Origin of the sequence: Rubrilithobacter danxiaensis (assembly GCF_047272945.1) — a bacterium.
Taxonomy (GTDB): domain Bacteria; phylum Bacteroidota; class Bacteroidia; order Sphingobacteriales; family Sphingobacteriaceae; genus Rubrolithibacter; species Rubrolithibacter danxiaensis.
Genome location: NZ_JBKOPS010000016.1, coordinates 36368 through 53889, shown reverse-complemented (window position 1 = coordinate 53889; position 17522 = coordinate 36368). Strand labels below are relative to the sequence as shown.

Genomic DNA, 17522 nt, shown 5'->3' with positions numbered 1-17522 from the left:
TAGTAGTTCTGTTTGGAATTTAAAAAGGAGGTTCATCATCCAAATCGTCCATTCTTGATGGACGGATAATGAAATTATTAGGCTTGTCAAAATCTGCAGAAGGCGCCATTCCCGCAAACGGATCTGCACTGCCAAATGAAGAAGGCGAGAAGTCTTCTTCCAGGTCGGCGAACTTAACATATTTACCCACAAACTTCAACGGCACAGTGCCGGTTTCACCATTACGGTGTTTTGCAATTATTACTTCTCCTACACCAATAGTTGATCTTCCTTCCTCATCCTCGGTAAGCCCATAATATTCAGGACGATATAAAAATAAAACCATATCAGCATCCTGCTCAATAGAGCCCGATTCACGTAAGTCGGAAAGCATAGGCTTTTTACTCGCACCCGGACGGCTTTCTACCGCCCGGCTTAGCTGCGATAGCGCTAAAACAGGTACATTCAGTTCTTTAGCAACAGATTTTAAAGCTCTTGAGATACTACCAATTTCCTGTTCACGGTTTCCGCCTTTTCCTTCTCCTTTTCCATGCATTAGCTGCAGGTAGTCAACAATGATCATTTGTATATCGTACTGCGCCTTTAAGCGACGGCATTTTGCACGGAATTCAAAAATGTTGAGGGCAGGAGTATCGTCAATAAAAAGCGGAGCTTCTGTAAGTTTGCCAATACGCGAATGCATTTGCTGCCATTCCCATTCAGCCAGGTTTCCTTTCCTTAGTTTTTCCTGTTCAATTTCCGTTTCACCTGATATTAAACGATTTACTAATTGAACCGATGACATTTCCAATGAAAATACCACCACGGGCTTGTTAAACTGAACTGCTGCATTTCTGGCGCAGCTTAACACAAAGGCCGTTTTACCCATTGCTGGACGAGCGGCGATGATAACGAGGTCAGAAGGTTGCCATCCTGACGTCATACGGTCAAGTGCGGTAAATCCAGAAGGGACACCAGTTAATCCATCTACCCGGTCTTTTAATTTTTCCAGCGATTCCAGCGACTCTCGAACAATATCATCCATACGTCTTGAATCACGCCGAAGGTTATTCTGAGCTATATCAAAAAGGTTTTTTTCTGCATTGTCTAACAGGTCGAAGATATCCGTGGTATCTTCGTAAGCATTATTGATTATTTCAGTGGAGATGCGGATCAGTTCGCGTTGTATAAATTTCTGTGAAATAATACGGGCATGATATTCAATATTTGCTGCAGAAGCAACCCGATTGGTAAGCTCGGTAATGTAATAAGCTCCTCCGATTAATTCCAGATCACCCTGTTGACGCAACTGGGCAGTAACGGTTAAAATATCTATGGGTGAAGATTTTTGAAACAGTGTTTGAATTGCTTCAAATATTTTCTGGTGCGTGTCTTTGTAAAAAATTTCAGGTTTTAAAATGTCAATAACAGCAGACAGGGCATCTTTCTCTAACATAAGTGCACCAAGTACAGCTTCTTCAAGATCCACTGCCTGCGGAGGCAGTTTCCCAAGTCCGCTTACCAGGTTATTTAAACGTGTACGTCTGTCAGTAACGGGAGCTTTTTTATTCCTTCCGTTTAGGTCATAATCATTCTCTAAACTCATAGAACAAATGTAATTAAAAGCCAAGAGGACTTTTGAACATTCTAAGAATTTTAGCAAATAACACTAATTGATTTTTAGGCTGAATTCTGTTTTTACTATTCACATTCGATGTTGATAACATGTTTAAATATCTGTAAGTGCTTTACTATCAATAAAAATTCTTGATGTTTATAACTTCCGTTAATGTTAATTATTAAAATGCTGTTTTCGTATCTCCCCATTATTGGAAGCTGAAAAGCAAGAAATTTTGGGTACTTTCGCCATCAAAAAGATACGCGGATGAACACTAACTCTTTTAAGCCGAAAAGGGAAAACAATCAACTTATTTTCGGGATACGTGCGGTTGTTGAAGCTATAAAGAGCGGCAAGGAAATTGAATCGGTTTATATACAGCGGGGTTTAACGGGAAGTATTTTTCAGGAACTTAAAAGTTTGTTAAAAGAAGAAGAATTAACCTTTCAACTGGTTCCGGTAGAAAAATTAAATCGCCTGACACAAAAGAATCATCAGGGAGTAGTAGCCTTTATTTCTCCTATAATTTATCAGAAGATAGAAGATATTATTCCGCAGATATTTGAGCGTGGAGAAACTCCGTTAATACTTCTTTTAGACGGCATAACTGATGTGCGAAACCTGGGAGCAATTGCACGGACTGCAGAGTGTGCGGGAGTACACGCTTTGGTGGTTCCGGCCAAAGGTTCTGCCCAGATTAATCCTGATACAGTTAAAACTTCGGCAGGCGCATTGTTTAAAATCCCTGTTTGCCGGCATGAAAGCCTGTTAAAAGTGGCACGTTTTCTTCAGGAATCGGGCCTGCAACTGGTAGCTTGTACAGAAAAAACAAACGATTTTTTATATAAACCCGATTATACCGCTCCTACGGCTGTAATTATGGGCTCGGAAGAAGATGGAATTTCTTCCGAACTTTTGCGTATTTCTGATCATCTTGCTAAAATTCCAATGTTTGGTGAGATAGCCTCTTTGAATGTATCTGTTTCGGCTGGAATTATTTTATACGAAGCAGTAAGGCAACGGGTGGGGGAGTAGAAAGTAGAAAGTCTTGCTACCAGATACTCATTACTTTCTACTTAGATATACTCTGGCCCAAAACGTGATTTTACTTCGGCCACGATATGTTTTACACTCTGTTCCTGGTCTTTACGGCAAATAAGTAATGTATTATTAGATTCTACTACAATGTAATCGTGCAAACCCTGAAGGATAACAAGTTTGTTTTCAGGAACATTTACCATGCAGTTAGAAGAATCGTACATAATTACCTTTTCTGAAGGAATAACTACATTGCCCACGTAATCTTTTTCTCCCAGCGAATAAATAGATGCCCAGGTTCCCAGATCAGACCAGCCAAAGTCTGTAGGTAAAACATATACGTTGTCTGCTTTTTCCATTATACCATAATCAATAGAAATATTGGTGCATTGATAATAAGCAGACTGGATGAAATTGTGTTCTTCTTCTGTATTAAAAACTTCCGATCCGTCTTTAAAAACATCGTTCATATCAGGGAGATGGTTTTCAAAGGCATGAAGTATCGCTTTTGCCGACCATACAAAAATTCCTGCATTCCATAAAAAATCACCGCTCTGAATAAAAGTACGGGCCAGTTCTGTATTTGGTTTTTCAGTAAAGGTTTTTACTTTATGAAAATCATTTTCAATGCTATCAGTAGTATATTGAATATAGCCGTAACCCGTATCAGCCCGCGATGGTTTAATTCCCAGGGTGATAAGGCAATTATTATTAGTTGCAGTTTCAAGAGACCTGGTTATATCAGCAACAAAACCTTCAGGATTGAGGATCAGATGATCGGATGGGGCAACAACAAAGGCAGCATCGGGATTTAATTTTGAAATTTTATGGCTTGCATATGCAATACAAGGTGCCGTGTTGCGCATAATCGGCTCTGCGAGTATCTGCTGTGCGCCAATTTCAGGCAATTGTTCCTTTACAAGCTCTACATAAATCTCGTTAGTAACAATATAAATATTTTCTTTAGGAACTATTTTGAGGAAGCGGTCAAACGTGCTTTGGATCAGCGTTTTACCGGTACCTAAAATATCGATAAATTGTTTTGGGTAAGATGTACGGCTAATAGGCCAGAAACGGCTTCCGATACCGCCGGCCATTATTATGGCGTAAAAATTCTTGTTCAAGGTTTTAATGGTTAAATGATTCCTTCTTTCAACAAATCATGCAAATGTACAATACCTGCGTATTTATTGCTATCTACTACTAATAATTGCGTTATATTATTTTTTCGCATGGTCTCCAATGCAATAACTGCAAGCTCATCCTTGTCAATAGTTCTGGGTGCACTGGTCATGATGTTTGCAGCCTTTAAGCCCTCAATGCCAGTATATTTTTCCAGCATTCTTCTGATATCACCATCTGTAATAACACCCGCCAGCTCACCATTTTCAATAACTGCTACAGCTCCCAGTCGATTTTTAGTAATTTCAACCAACACTTCTTTTATCGAAGCATCTGCCGAAATCTGAGGTTTTTCATTGTGAGAAGAAAGATCTCCAACTTTTAGGTATAAACGTTTTCCCAGAGAACCGCCCGGATGGTATCTTGCAAAATCCTGGCTGGTGAATTCACGACATTCGAGCAGACAAACAGCAAGCGCATCTCCAAGTGCAAGCTGGGCCGTAGTACTGCTTGTGGGGGCAAGGTTATTCGGACAGGCTTCTTTTTCTACCGTTGTATCCAGTATCCAGTTAGATTGTTTTGCTAAATAAGAGGAGGTGTCTCCCGTCATTCCAACCAGCGTATTACCGGCAACTTTTAGTAAAGGAATCAATACTTTTATTTCCGGAGTATTTCCGCTTTTAGAAATACAGATCACTAAATCGTCCTGCTGAATAATGCCTAAATCGCCGTGGATAGCATCGGCAGCATGCATAAAAACTGCAGGAGTGCCGGTGGAATTAAAAGTGGCTACAATCTTTTGAGCAATGATTGCGCTCTTACCGATGCCGGTAATAATAACCCTTCCTTTTAGGTTTAAAATCGCTTGAATTATCAGAGCAAAGTCATTATTTATACGCGGAATTAAACCCGTAATTGCCTCGGATTCAGTTTTCAAGGTTTTTTGGGCTATTTCAAGGATTTCTGCAGGATTTTTCAACTGATAAATTTCAATTAGTGGTACTATAATTCCGCAAAATTATGTTATTTTGTTGTTTTAAAAGTTGCCCTTCGCAACTTTTTTCAGGAGGACATGGAGATTAAGAAGTCATTATTTGATAATTTACAAAACTTTTTTGGATTTGATAACTTCAAGGGCGAACAGGAAGCTATCATTACTAACATACTTCAAAAACGCGATACATTCGTAATTATGCCAACAGGAGGTGGGAAGTCAGTTTGCTACCAGCTTCCGGCTCTGATGAGCGAGGGTACAGCAATAGTGATATCCCCGCTTATTGCTTTAATGAAAAATCAGGTAGATCAGTTAAGAGCTTTCGGCGGAAATGACAGTATTGCTCATTTTCTCAATTCATCCCTTAATAAAACCGAAATTGCCAAAGTAAAGCAGGATGTATTAAGTGGCGAAACGAAGCTGCTGTACGTAGCTCCCGAATCGTTATCCAAACAGGAAAATATTGATTTTCTGAAACTGATAACCATTTCATTTGTGGCAGTTGACGAAGCACATTGTATTTCTGAGTGGGGACATGATTTTCGGCCGGAGTACCGTAAAATCAGGCAGGTTATAGGTAATCTTGGCGATAACATCGCCATTATCGCTTTAACCGCAACAGCTACCCCAAAAGTGCAGCAGGATATTATTAAAAACCTTCAGATGAACAATGCTACCTTGTTCAAGTCATCGTTTAACCGTGTAAACCTTTTTTACGAGATACGTGCAAAAAGAAACGTGCTGAAGGAGATTATCCGCTACATTAAATCAAATCCGGGCAAATCAGGGATTGTATATTGTTTAAGCCGTAAAAAGGTAGAAGAAGTTGCAGAAGCACTTAACCTGAATGGAATTAAGGCTTTGCCTTATCACGCAGGCCTTGATGCAAAAGTACGTGCTGATACACAGGATAAGTTTTTGATGGAGGATGTGGAAGTTATAGTTGCTACCATAGCTTTCGGTATGGGAATTGACAAACCAGATGTGAGGTATGTCATCCATCACGATATTCCGAAAAGTATGGAAGGCTACTACCAGGAAACAGGCCGGGCCGGACGTGATGGAGGAGAAGGTGTTTGTTTGGCATTCTACTCTGAAAAAGATGTGGAAAAGCTGGCAAAATTCATGAAGGATAAACCTGTTTCCGAACGTGAAATAGGAACCCAGATACTAAAAGAAGTTATTGATTATGCGGAATCATCTGTTTGCAGGCGTAAACAGATACTTCATTATTTCGGAGAGAATTTTAATGAGGCAGGCTGCAACAACATGTGCGATAACTGCAGGCATCCAAAAACATACTTTGATGCCACCGAACGGTTACAAAACGTATTAAAACTGATTGAAGAACTGGGAGAGAAGTTTGATGATCAACACATCATTAACATCATGATGGGAATAGAGAATCAGCAGATCACTTCTTACAATCATCATAACCATTCATTATTTGGTACAGGAAAAGAAGACGGACTGATCCTTTGGAAATCACTTTTGCGCCAGGCTGTTTTAAATAATTATTTGTCGAAAGATATTGACAATTACGGCCTGTTGAAACTTACAAAGTCAGGACTGAACTTTATCAAAACTCCTCATTCTTTGAAGTTCATCTTAAACTACGAAATTGAGGCAGGAGAGGATGAACAGGAAGAAGGAGCACAGCAGGGAAGCGGATCTTTAGATACCCAGCTTCTTCAGATGCTGAAAGATCTTCGTAAAAAAATTGGAAAGCAAAAGAACCTGCCTCCGTTTGTTATTTTTCAGGACCCTTCCCTGGAAGAAATGTGCACGCACTATCCTGTTACTATTGAAGAACTGAAACAGATTCATGGAGTTGGATCAGGCAAAGCGCTGAAATTTGGAGCGCCTTTTGTTGAATTGATCTCCAAATATGTAGAAGAAAATGAGATTGATCGTCCGGTAGATCTGATAATTAAAAGTGCTGCCAATAAATCGGCATTAAAGGTTTCAATTATCCAGAATATCGACCGGCACATTGCTCTTGAAGATATTGCTTCTTCAAAAGGAATTTCTTATGAAGATATTTTGAGAGAGGTAGAGTCAATAGTAAATTCGGGAACTAAATTAAACCTGAATTACTATATCGATGAAATGATTGATGAGGACCGCCAGGACGAAGTTTTTGATTATTTCAGAAGTGCAGAAATCGATTCCATTGAAACTGCTTTAAAGGAACTGGGAGATGATGATTATACCCGCGAAGAACTTCAGTTAATGCGTATTAAATTTTTATCAGAATTAGGAAACTAATGATTGCAGCACATATTCCCGGAATTAAACATGCTGATTCCGGAAATTTCTTTTTAATGGCCGGCCCCTGCGTAATAGAAGGAGAAGAGATTGCTCTTCGGATAGCCGAAAGAATAGTAGAAATTACAGATAAGCTCAGGATTCCGTATATTTTTAAGGGATCATACCGAAAAGCCAACCGTTCAAGAATCGATTCGTTTACCGGTATTGGTGATGAAACTGCTCTGAAAATTTTAAATAAGGTAAGTAAAGAGTTTGGAATTCCTACAGTAACAGACATTCATGAAAGCGGTGAAGCGGCATTTGCGGCCGAATTTGTGGATGTATTGCAAATCCCTGCTTTTTTATGCCGTCAAACTGATTTATTGGTAGCCGCCGCTAAAACCGGTAAAACTGTCAATATCAAAAAAGGACAATTCTTATCGGCCGAATCCATGAAGTTTGCAGTAGATAAGGTGATGGATTCGGGAAATCAGAAAGTGATTTTAACAGACCGGGGCAACAGTTTTGGTTACCAGGATTTAATTGTGGATTTTCGTGGAATTCCGGTAATGAAATCATTCAACGTTCCTGTTGTTATGGATTGCACACACTCACTTCAGCAACCAAATCAAACTACAGGTGTAACCGGCGGCAAGCCCGCGTTGATTGAAACAATTGCGAAAGCAGCGATAGCCGTAGGAGCAGATGGCTTGTTTATTGAAACACATCCTGACCCTCAGCATGCTAAATCAGACGGTGCAAATATGCTTCATTTGAATAATCTGGAAAATCTTTTAACCAAGCTCTTAAAAATAAGAGAGGCCGTAAAAGAAGTTTAGTAACTGGAGGCTTTCAGCAGATTTAATCCTTGAATCACAATTTTATTAAGCTTTCGTAAATCAGCAGCTTACTGATTAGAAATGGTATATTTGCCGGAATATCCATTGTAAATCTTAACTGGAATTATTAAGAATGGGAGTTTCAGAAAGCATCCTGAGTAAATATGAACTTGTAGTAGGGCTTGAGATACACGCACAACTTGCTACAAATTCTAAAATTTTTTCGTCCGACCCTGCACATTTTGGCGCAGAACCTAATAATCATACCAGTCCTGTTTCGATCGGGCTTCCCGGTACTTTGCCAAAAGTAAACCGGAACGTGGTGGCTTCTGCAGTAAAAATGGGTTTAGCTACGCATTGCCGCATCAACTTATTAAACCGTTTTGACAGGAAAAATTATTTCTATGCTGATCTTCCCAAAGGCTACCAGATCACCCAGGACGAACTTCCGATCTGTCAGAGCGGGTTTATCACGGTAGTATTAAAAGATAAAAGTGAGAAAAGAATTCGTTTAAACCGGATCCATATGGAAGAGGATGCTGGTAAAAGTATTCATGATAAAGATCATTCATCTTCTTTAATTGATTTGAACAGGGCAGGAGTTCCTTTAATTGAAATAGTATCTGAACCGGATATCCGTTCGGCAGAAGAGGCAGCAGCATATCTATCTGAAGTGCGTAAGCTGGTACGCTATTTAGGAATTTGCGATGGTAATATGGAGGAAGGAAGTTTACGGTGTGATGCCAATATTTCTGTAAGATTAAAAGGGGAAGAAGCATTTGGTTGCCGCTGTGAAGTTAAAAACCTTAATTCGATAAGGAATCTTCAACGGGCTATTACTTTTGAGTTTCAAAGGCAGGTTTCTTTAATAGAACAAGGAGAGAAAATTGAGCAAAATACGTTGAATTTTGATGCCGTTACAGGTACAACTTCTGTATTGCGTTCTAAAGAAATGGCATATGATTACAGGTATTTTCCCGAACCGGATCTCCCTCCGCTTCAATTAACTGAAGAATGGGTTGAGGATTTGAAAAATCAATTGCCTGAGCTCCCGGAATCAAGAGTACTGCGTTATACTGAGGAGCTGGGCTTGTCGATGTACGATTCATTGATCCTCACTTCAGAAAAAGAAATATCAGACTATTTTGAACAATTAGTGAAAAATACGTCCAATTATAAGGCAGCTGCTAACTGGGTTATTGGCCCGGTTCAGTCTTATTTAAATGATAGCGCAAAAAATATTTGTGATTTCCACCTACACCCGGAAAAAATCGCTGAGCTTATTTCTTTTGTAGATAAAGGTGTAATTAATAACACAGCTGCAACGCAACAAGTGTTTCCGGCCTTAATCGATCGTCCTGAGGCTGAAGTAAAACAATTAATAGAGGAAATGAACCTGCTGATAGATACCAATTCAGCTGATTTAAATAATTATATCGATCAGGCTATTTCCTGTTACCCCGATAAAGTTACAGAATACCACAAAGGTAAAAAAGGCGTTTTAGGATTGTTTATGGGTGAAATTATGCGTTTATCCAAGGGTAAAATCGACCCTAAAACAGCAAATAAATTAGTAATTGAAAAATTAGAATCGTTAAAGTGAAAAATAAATTATATATACTTCTGGCAGTTTTGGGGGGCTTTTCGTCCTGTAAAAATAACGACCAGTTTACAATTGAGGGAACAATTGATAATGCGGGCAAGGTTAAAAAGGTAATGTTGTATGAAACGGATCAATTGGTGGATTCGGCATTTCTTAATGAGAATAATGAGTTTAAATTTCAAAGGTCGTCTCCGGACGGTAATTTTTATACGCTCACAATTGGCGATAATAATTTCCTTTTAATTGCCCAAAATGGTGAGGAACTGGAATTTAAAACCAATTTAGCTGATTCTACTCATGCTTATGAGATAAACGGTTCAGATGATTCTGAAAAACTCTTGAAATTCAATGAGATCAGTAATAAATATGGTAAAATTTATATGCAGATCCAGAATGAATATGAGCAGCGGGTTAATGCAAATCCTGCATCAAAAGAGGAAGTGTTGAGTGAACTGATGCCGAAGTTTCAGGAAAATATGGATAAGTTTTCTAAAGAAGCGTTGGATTTTGCTAATGATAATAAAGATAACCTTGCCGGATTTTATGCAATAGGAACTATTGATCAAACCCAATACGAGCCCGAGTTAATACAATATGCAGAAGATATAAAATCAAAATTTCCGGATAATAAAGCTGTAAAATCTTTCGTGGAAAGAATGGAATCTGTTAAGTCAGTTTCCGTTGGCCATGCAGCTCCAAATTTTACATTGCCAACTCCAGATGGTAAACAAATGCAGTTGAATGATTTTAAAGGAAAATATGTATTGCTTGATTTCTGGGCTTCCTGGTGTGCACCCTGCAGACAGGAGAGTCCGAACCTGGTTAGGATATACAACAAATTTAAAGACAAGAATTTTACCATTTTAGGTGTTTCTTTAGATAAAAGCAAGGATGCCTGGCTCAAAGCTATTAAGGACGATAACTTAAACTGGAATCATGTTTCGGAATTAAAGGAATGGAACGGGGAAGTGAACGCTACGTATAAGGTGGAGGGAATTCCTGCTTCTTTTGTGATAAATCCGGAAGGTAAAATAGTAGCTAAAAATCTTACTTCTAACGAACTGGAAGGTTTTTTAAATAAAACTTTAAGATAAACTTCTTAAATTGTTAATGTAAAAGAAGCGCTTAACAATTTGTTAATATTGGCTTAACGTTCTGGTGTAACAGGTACTATACATTAGCAAAAAATTATAATACATGAGCGTTAATAAACAAAAAGTTCTTATTGTTGATGATGAGCCGGATATTTTAGAACTTATTGAATATAATTTAAAAAAAGAAGGCTATCAGGTATTTACCGCCAGGAATGGTCAGGAAGCTGTAACCGAGGCAAAACGGCAGTTGCCGGATCTGATCATTCTTGATATTATGATGCCTAAAATGGATGGCATTGAGGCCTGCCGTATTATGCGTACCATGCCTGAATTTAAAAACACCTTTATGGTGTTTTTAACTGCACGTAGCGAAGAGTATTCTGAAATTGCCGGCTTTAACGTTGGAGCAGATGATTATATAGCGAAGCCCATTAAACCACGGGCTCTTGTAAGCCGTATTAATGCCATTTTACGAAGAACAGCTCAATCTGAAGACTTTTGTGAAAACAAGCTCGACATTTCTGATCTCGTTATCGACCGGGAAACATTTATGGTTTACAAAGCAGGGGAAAAAATAGTTTTGGCAAAGAAAGAATTTGAACTGCTTTACTTACTTGCCTCCAAACCTGGAAAGGTTTACACACGGGATGTTATCCTTAAAAATATCTGGGAAGATTCTGTAATAGTTACAAATCGTACCATTGATGTACACATACGAAAGATTCGCGAAAAGCTGGGTGATAATTATGTTTCAACCGTAAAGGGCGTAGGTTACAAATTCCAGACTGCATAATAATCCGAACCTGTTAAATTCATACCTTTGCAGCCTAAGTTAGCAAAGTGAAAATTCCAAAGTTTCAGGATTTAATCCTTTTTGAAAATAATGACCTTATTGTTGTAAACAAACCCGCTTTTATCAGTTCGCTTGATGAGCGGGAAGGAGGCGAGATCAATATGCTCCGGTTGGCTAAACAGTATTCTGATGATGCTCAGATCTGTCACCGCCTGGATAAGGAAACATCAGGCGCTCTTATTATTGCTAAAAACCCCGAAGCTTATCGTTTTATTTCTATACAATTTGAAAAAAGACAGGTAAATAAAGTGTACCATGCTATTATTAATGGTACACATCAGTTCAGCAACCTGGAAGTGGACCTTCCTATCTTAAACCTGGGGAATAAAAATGTTTCTATCAGCAGGCAGGAGGGGAAGCCCGCTTTAACAATATTTAATTCTCTCAAATATTTTAAGCATTATACGCTGGTAGAATGCCGTCCTGTAACCGGAAGAATGCACCAAATACGAATCCATTTAGCTACACAGCGAGCCTCCATTTCAGGAGATGAAATGTATGGCGGCAAACCGGTTTTTCTATCAGAAATTAAAAGAGGTTATCGTTTAGGAAAAGACCAGGAGGAACTTCCGATTATGAAACGGTTTGCGCTTCATGCACGGGAAGTAACATTTAAAATTTCAGAAGATAAACCTGTTACAATTACAGCTCCTTATCCGAAAGATTTTGAAACACTTCTTAAACTTTTAGAAAAGTTTGACTCATAGAGAAAAAGAAAACCAGAATTGCAAATATTCCGGTTTTCTTTGTTTAGATATTATACTTCCAGATCATTCATTATAGCTGTAATCTTTTCATCCAGTTTCTTGTCTGTTTCTGAAAAAGCAGCTTTGTTTTCAAGGTTACCGTTTACACTGCAATAAAACTTTATTTTAGGTTCGGTTCCTGAGGGCCTGGCTGAAATAATACTTCCATCTTCGGTTATAAATTGCAAAACATCCGATTTAGGATAATCCAATGTTACAGTTTCTCCTTTTATAATATCTGTCTGTGTTCCTTTTTCGTAGTCTTTAAGTAAGATAACCTTAGAGCCTCCCAGGGTAGCCGGAGGTGCACTTCTGAATCGTTCCATCATTGCTTTGATTTCCTCTGCTCCGCTTTTTCCTTTTTTTGTAATTGACAGAAGTTTCTCTTTGTAGAAACCATATTTCTCATACATTTCAACAAGTGCATCAAACAAACTGCTTCCCTTGTCTTTGTAGTAGGCCGTCATTTCTGCAATAAAAGCGCAGGAAATAACAGCGTCCTTATCGCGTACCAACTCGCCAATCAGATAACCATAACTTTCTTCCCCACCGCCGATAAATACATTTTTACCTTCAAGGCTTGTCATTAACTGTCCAATATATTTGAATCCTGTTAGCGTATTGTAGCAAGTTACCTGTTTGCTTTCTGCTATTTTATCTATCAGGTAGGTAGTAACTATTGTCTTTACAATATACTCTTTGCCGGTTAATTTCCCTTTTTGTTCCCATGCAGTAAGTAAATAATTTATAAGAAGGCTGCCTGTCTGATTTCCGTTTAACAGGATAAAATCACCTTCATTGTTTTTTACAGCAATTCCAACACGGTCTGCATCCGGGTCTGTTGCTAAAACCAGGTCTGCATCTGTTTCTTTTGCCTTTTGCAGGGCAAGGCTCAGCGCCTCTTTTTCTTCAGGGTTTGGATATATAACAGTTGGGAAGTTACCATCCGGTGTAGTTTGTTCATCTACCAGGATCACATTGGTAAAACCAAATCGTTCCAAAGCTTTTGGTACCAGTGTAATTCCGGTTCCGTGAATGGGAGAATAAACAATTTTAAGATCCTTTTGCCTTTGTATTGCTTCCGGAGATACAGATAGCTCGGTAATTTTATCCAGGTAAAGTTTGTCAATCTCTTCGCCAATATATTCTATGTTTTCCGGTTTGGGATTAAAGTTCACGTCTTCAATACGTTGTATTTTAGCAACTTCATCCATAACCTTTTTGTCTTCAGGTGCAACAAACTGTCCCCCGTCCGCACCATAAGCTTTATAGCCATTATACTCTTTCGGGTTATGTGATGCGGTCAGCATTACGCCGCTTTTGCATCCTAAAATCCTTATTGCAAACGAAAGCTCGGGAGTTGGCCTTAACTCTTTGAAAAAATAGACATATATTCCGTTGGCTGAAAAAACTTCGGCAGTAATTCTGGCGAAATAATCAGAATTGTTACGGCTATCGTGTGCAATTGCCACTTTTATCTGTTCATCTGGATAAGCTTCTTTCAGGTAATTACTCAAACCCTGCGTAGCGGCACCTATGGTATATTTATTAATCCTGTTAGAGCCGGCACCCATTGTTCCGCGTAGCCCTCCGGTTCCGAATTCAAGATCCCGGTAAAAAGCATCTGTAAGGTCAGTATATTTTTCCTTATCTAACAGCTGCTGTATTTCGTTTTTAGTTTCTTCATCATAGCTTCCATTAAGCCATTGATTTACTTTTTCTAAAACGGAAGGTTCTAATTCATGCATGTTTGGAAAATTTAAGAATCTGTACTAATTGTGTTAGTTCAACAGTAAAAGTAAATACAAGTTTTTTAAACAAGAACTAAAATTATACAGACTTATTTAAAAACTGCCAGCTCAATTTTATTTGCCCGAATGTTAAATAATATCAAGCTTTTATCTAATTTTGCGCCCAAATTAACTAATAAAAAATTACCTTATAGTAGAATTAAGCTGCAAAAAAATGAAGATCCTAAAATTTGGAGGGACATCTGTTGGAAGTCCGGAGCGGATGAAAAAATTGTTAGATATCATTCGTCCCCAGGAAAAGCAAATCGTAGTATTATCGGCAGTTTCCGGAACTACAAATAGTTTAGTGGAAATTGCACAGGCATATTTAAACGGTGAAAAGCAAAAGGCCACAGAACTTACCAAAACTTTAAAGGATAAATACCAGGTTTTTATTCGCGAGCTATTTTCTACGGATGAAGGCTATAGTAGGGGGAAAGAGCTGATCGATTATCATTTTACATTGATAGGTTCATTTTCAAACGAACTTTTTACACCGATTGAAGAAAAAGTCATTCTAGCACAGGGCGAATTGATTTCTACAGCATTGTACCATTTTTATCTGGAAGAAATCAAGGTTTCTTCAGTGCTGTTACCTGCGCTTGAATTTATGAAGATAGATGAAGACAATGAACCTGTTGTTGAATATATTGGCGAACACCTTCAGCGTTTGCTGAATAAATATCCTGATAAGACCTTATTTATTACCCAGGGTTATATATGCAGGAACAGCTTTGGCGAAATTGATAACCTGCGCCGGGGAGGCAGTGATTATACCGCTTCTTTAATTGGTGCTGCTATCCGTGCCGAAGAAGTTCAAATATGGACTGATATAGACGGAATGCATAATAACGACCCTCGTATTGTGAAGGGAACCAAACCGGTTTCTCTGTTATCTTTTGAAGAAGCTGCAGAATTAGCCTATTTTGGCGCAAAGATTCTCCACCCGCAAAGCGTATTTCCGGCTCAGAAATATAAAATCCCTGTTCGGCTTTTAAATACCATGGAACCATCTGCAGCCGGCACTCTGATTGCCAATGAAAGTGAAAAAGGCCTTATTAAATCTATTGCTGCAAAAGACGGAATTACCGCAATAAAGATTCAATCAAGCCGGATGTTATTGGCTTACGGCTTCCTTCGAAGAGTATTTGAAGTTTTTGAGCGCTATAAAACGCCAATTGATATGATCACCACTTCGGAAGTGGCTGTCTCGGTAACCATTGATGACACATCAAGCCTGAGCGATATTATTTCGGAACTGCAAGATTTTGGAACCGTTGAACTGGATACAGACCAAACCATTATATGTGTTGTAGGAGATTTTGCCGTTAATCAGCACGGTTATGCTTCAAGGGTGTTTGAGGCACTGAAACATATCGCTATCCGGATGATTTCCTACGGAGGCAGCAGTTATAATATTTCTTTCCTTGTTAATACAACAGATAAAGTAGAAGCATTAAGAAGCCTGCATAACAGGTTATTTTAACAGCCTCTAAAAACAAAAGCATTCTTATTAGAAGCTCTTAGTATTGTTTATATGTTTACTAAAGATATAATTAGCCGATTGGCTGAGTTTGAGACACCTTTCTATTATTATGACCTGGATCTTTTAACTGAAAGTGTTAACTCGTGTAAAAAAGCAGCCGATCGATTCGGCTTTCATGTTCATTATGCAATGAAAGCTAATTTTAACCAAAAGGTGCTTGATACTATCTGCAAGGCTGGTCTTGGTGCCGATTGTGTAAGCGGAAACGAAGTTAAAAAAGCGATAGAGACAGGTTTTGTTGCAGACAAGGTGGTTTTTGCAGGAGTAGGCAAGTCTGATAAAGAAATTAACGAAGCACTGGATCTGGATATTTTTTCATTTAATGCCGAATCCATACAGGAACTTGTTGTTATTAATGAGCTTGCCGGTAAAAAAGGAAAGAAAGCACGTGTTGCAATCCGGATTAATCCCAATGTAGATGCACATACTCATCATAACATAACTACAGGATTAGAAGAAAATAAGTTTGGAATAAACCAATGGGAATTAAGCGATTGTGCAGAAGTGTTGAAACAATCTGAAAACATTGAATTTATCGGAATTCATTTTCACGTAGGTTCGCAGGTTACCAATATGGGAGTTTTTAAAAGCCTGTGTGTTAAAGTAAATGAGATGAGTGAATGGTTCAGTGAACGTGGATTTCAGTTAAAAGTATTGAATGTAGGTGGGGGCTTGGGTGTTGATTATCATCATCCTGATGAAAATCAACTGGTTGACTTTAATAGTTATTTTGAAATATTTAATAGTTTCCTGGAGCGGAAACACGGACAAGAAGTTCATTTTGAGTTAGGCAGAGCTCTGGTTGCCCAATGTGGCAACCTGGTAAGCCGTGTGCTGTATGTGAAAAACGGATTAAAAAAGAATTTTATCGTTCTGGATGCAGGAATGACAGAACTGATGCGTCCGGCTCTTTACCAGGCTTATCACCTGATTGAAAATTTAAGTAAGGCTGATAAGGGCAAGGAATTCGTTAATTATGATGTAGTTGGCCCGATCTGCGAATCGACAGATTGTTTTGGCAAGGAAGTAGAACTTCCGTTAAGTGAAAGAGGTGATTTAGTTTCAATTCGTACCGCGGGTGCTTACGGCGAAGTTATGGCTTCTGCATATAACCTGCGTGATTCTGTCAGATCAGTCTATAATACCGACCTGTAAATTAAGCTTCTATTCTGTATCGGAAAACTATTTTGTGAATTTACGCTTATACTTTAAGTTGTTATTATGAGCAAATTTACTGAACCTGATAAAATAGTTTTTGTGTGCCTTGGAAGCAAATGCGGTAAAAGGGGTGGAAAAGATATTTATAAAGCAGTCAAATCCTTCTTAAAACATGCGGGAAAGAGAGATGAAATCGAAATTGTTAAGGTAGATTGCTTTGACCGTTGTAAATATGCACCTGTAGCTACTATTCAGCCTGATAATTTATGGGCTAAAGAAACGTCTGAAAAAGAAATGCTCCGCTTAGTTTCAAATTTAGCGGAGCATTCATCTAAAGAATAGATTTTAATTACTCTTCAGAATAATTGATTTTGCCTACATGTTTGTCGATTTCCCACAAACCTGTTCCCTGTTCTCCGATAACGTCAAACAGCTCTACCGCACGGCGGGCTACATATTCTTCTTCACGCTGTTCTTTCAGGAACCAGTTCAGGTATTCCATAGTAACAAAATCCTGCTCCTTATGGCAACGTGCGGCAATATTTTTGAACGACTGTGTAACTGCAATTTCCTGTTCCAGGGAATCTTCAAAGATTTCTCTTAAAGAACTGTACTCCAGGCGGATATTGGTTATTTCAGGAGAGATTGCAGTTCCTCCCATATCAAGCACGTATCTGAATATTTTTAACTGATGATGCCGTTCTTCCTCTGCTTGCTTTAAAAAATAATCAGAAGAACCCTGGAAACCGTTTCTGTCGCACCAGGATGCCATTGCTAAATATAAGGCAGATGAATGCGCTTCTTTTTTTATTTGTTGATTTAAAAGAGCTTCTATTTCGGTAGAAAGTAAGCTTTTAACTCTTGCAAGATCTTTCATATTATTAGTTTGAGA

15 protein-coding genes are annotated in these 17522 nt (G+C 38.5%); 10 read left to right on the top strand and 5 right to left on the bottom strand.

Going from position 1 to position 17522, the window contains the following annotated elements; all coding sequences use genetic code 11:
- Positions 1-19: 19 nt before the first annotated feature.
- Positions 20-1585, bottom strand: coding sequence for a replicative DNA helicase (dnaB, locus tag ACLCDL_RS16595; RefSeq protein ID WP_423149529.1), 1566 nt, complete (start codon positions 1583-1585; stop codon positions 20-22).
- A 279-nt stretch (positions 1586-1864) separates the two neighbouring features.
- Here dnaB and rlmB point away from each other — a divergent pair, with 279 nt between their 5' ends.
- Positions 1865-2632, top strand: coding sequence for a 23S rRNA (guanosine(2251)-2'-O)-methyltransferase RlmB (gene rlmB, locus ACLCDL_RS16590; RefSeq protein ID WP_423149528.1), 768 nt, complete (start codon positions 1865-1867; stop codon positions 2630-2632).
- A gap of 41 nt (positions 2633-2673) precedes the next feature.
- Here rlmB and ACLCDL_RS16585 read toward each other — a convergent pair whose 3' ends face one another.
- Together ACLCDL_RS16585 and ACLCDL_RS16580 are read right to left on the bottom strand one after the other, a co-directional pair.
- Entirely contained in the window at positions 2674-3759 is a 1086-nt protein-coding gene (locus ACLCDL_RS16585; protein WP_423149527.1) for a mannose-1-phosphate guanylyltransferase, read from the bottom strand.
- An 11-nt stretch (positions 3760-3770) separates the two neighbouring features.
- Positions 3771-4736, bottom strand: a complete 966-nt coding sequence (locus ACLCDL_RS16580; RefSeq protein WP_423149526.1) for a KpsF/GutQ family sugar-phosphate isomerase — start codon at positions 4734-4736, stop codon at positions 3771-3773.
- Positions 4737-4829: 93 nt separating this feature from the next.
- On the opposite strand from ACLCDL_RS16580, the gene recQ reads away from it, so the two are divergent.
- The 6 genes from recQ to ACLCDL_RS16550 all read left to right on the top strand — a co-directional run bounded on the left by recQ (position 4830) and on the right by ACLCDL_RS16550 (position 12097).
- On the top strand, positions 4830-7019 hold the full coding sequence (gene recQ, locus ACLCDL_RS16575; RefSeq protein ID WP_423149525.1) for a DNA helicase RecQ: 2190 nt from the start codon (positions 4830-4832) through the stop codon (positions 7017-7019).
- Entirely contained in the window at positions 7019-7840 is an 822-nt protein-coding gene (gene kdsA / locus ACLCDL_RS16570; RefSeq protein WP_423149524.1) for a 3-deoxy-8-phosphooctulonate synthase, read from the top strand. Before recQ ends, kdsA begins: the two co-directional genes overlap by 1 nt.
- Positions 7841-7973: 133 nt before the next feature.
- Positions 7974-9443: an Asp-tRNA(Asn)/Glu-tRNA(Gln) amidotransferase subunit GatB gene (gene gatB / locus ACLCDL_RS16565; protein WP_423149523.1), complete on the top strand. Its 1470-nt coding sequence runs from the start codon at positions 7974-7976 to the stop codon at positions 9441-9443.
- Entirely contained in the window at positions 9440-10537 is a 1098-nt protein-coding gene (locus tag ACLCDL_RS16560; protein WP_423149522.1) for a redoxin domain-containing protein, read from the top strand. The genes gatB and ACLCDL_RS16560 overlap by 4 nt, the downstream gene beginning before the upstream one ends.
- A 103-nt stretch (positions 10538-10640) precedes the next feature.
- Positions 10641-11330, top strand: a complete 690-nt coding sequence (locus tag ACLCDL_RS16555) for a response regulator transcription factor (protein WP_423149521.1) — start codon at positions 10641-10643, stop codon at positions 11328-11330.
- Positions 11331-11377: 47 nt separating this feature from the next.
- Entirely contained in the window at positions 11378-12097 is a 720-nt protein-coding gene (locus ACLCDL_RS16550) for an RluA family pseudouridine synthase (protein ID WP_423149520.1), read from the top strand.
- Between the two features lie 50 nt (positions 12098-12147).
- Here ACLCDL_RS16550 and ACLCDL_RS16545 read toward each other — a convergent pair whose 3' ends face one another.
- On the bottom strand, positions 12148-13884 hold the full coding sequence (locus tag ACLCDL_RS16545; protein WP_423149519.1) for a phospho-sugar mutase: 1737 nt from the start codon (positions 13882-13884) through the stop codon (positions 12148-12150).
- A gap of 217 nt (positions 13885-14101) precedes the next feature.
- Between ACLCDL_RS16545 and ACLCDL_RS16540 the strand changes: the two genes are divergently transcribed.
- The 3 genes from ACLCDL_RS16540 (at position 14102) to ACLCDL_RS16530 (ending at position 16972) form a co-directional block, all read left to right on the top strand.
- Entirely contained in the window at positions 14102-15412 is a 1311-nt protein-coding gene (locus ACLCDL_RS16540) for an aspartate kinase (RefSeq protein ID WP_423149518.1), read from the top strand.
- A gap of 51 nt (positions 15413-15463) precedes the next feature.
- Positions 15464-16627: a diaminopimelate decarboxylase gene (gene lysA / locus ACLCDL_RS16535; RefSeq protein WP_423149517.1), complete on the top strand. Its 1164-nt coding sequence runs from the start codon at positions 15464-15466 to the stop codon at positions 16625-16627.
- Between the two features lie 66 nt (positions 16628-16693).
- Positions 16694-16972 (top strand): (2Fe-2S) ferredoxin domain-containing protein, encoded by a 279-nt coding sequence (locus ACLCDL_RS16530; protein WP_423149516.1) that lies wholly within the window; start codon positions 16694-16696, stop codon positions 16970-16972.
- Between the two features lie 7 nt (positions 16973-16979).
- Here the strand turns inward: ACLCDL_RS16530 and ACLCDL_RS16525 are convergent, their stop codons facing one another.
- On the bottom strand, positions 16980-17507 hold the full coding sequence (locus tag ACLCDL_RS16525) for a ferritin (RefSeq protein ID WP_423149515.1): 528 nt from the start codon (positions 17505-17507) through the stop codon (positions 16980-16982).
- Positions 17508-17522: the final 15 nt, after the last annotated feature.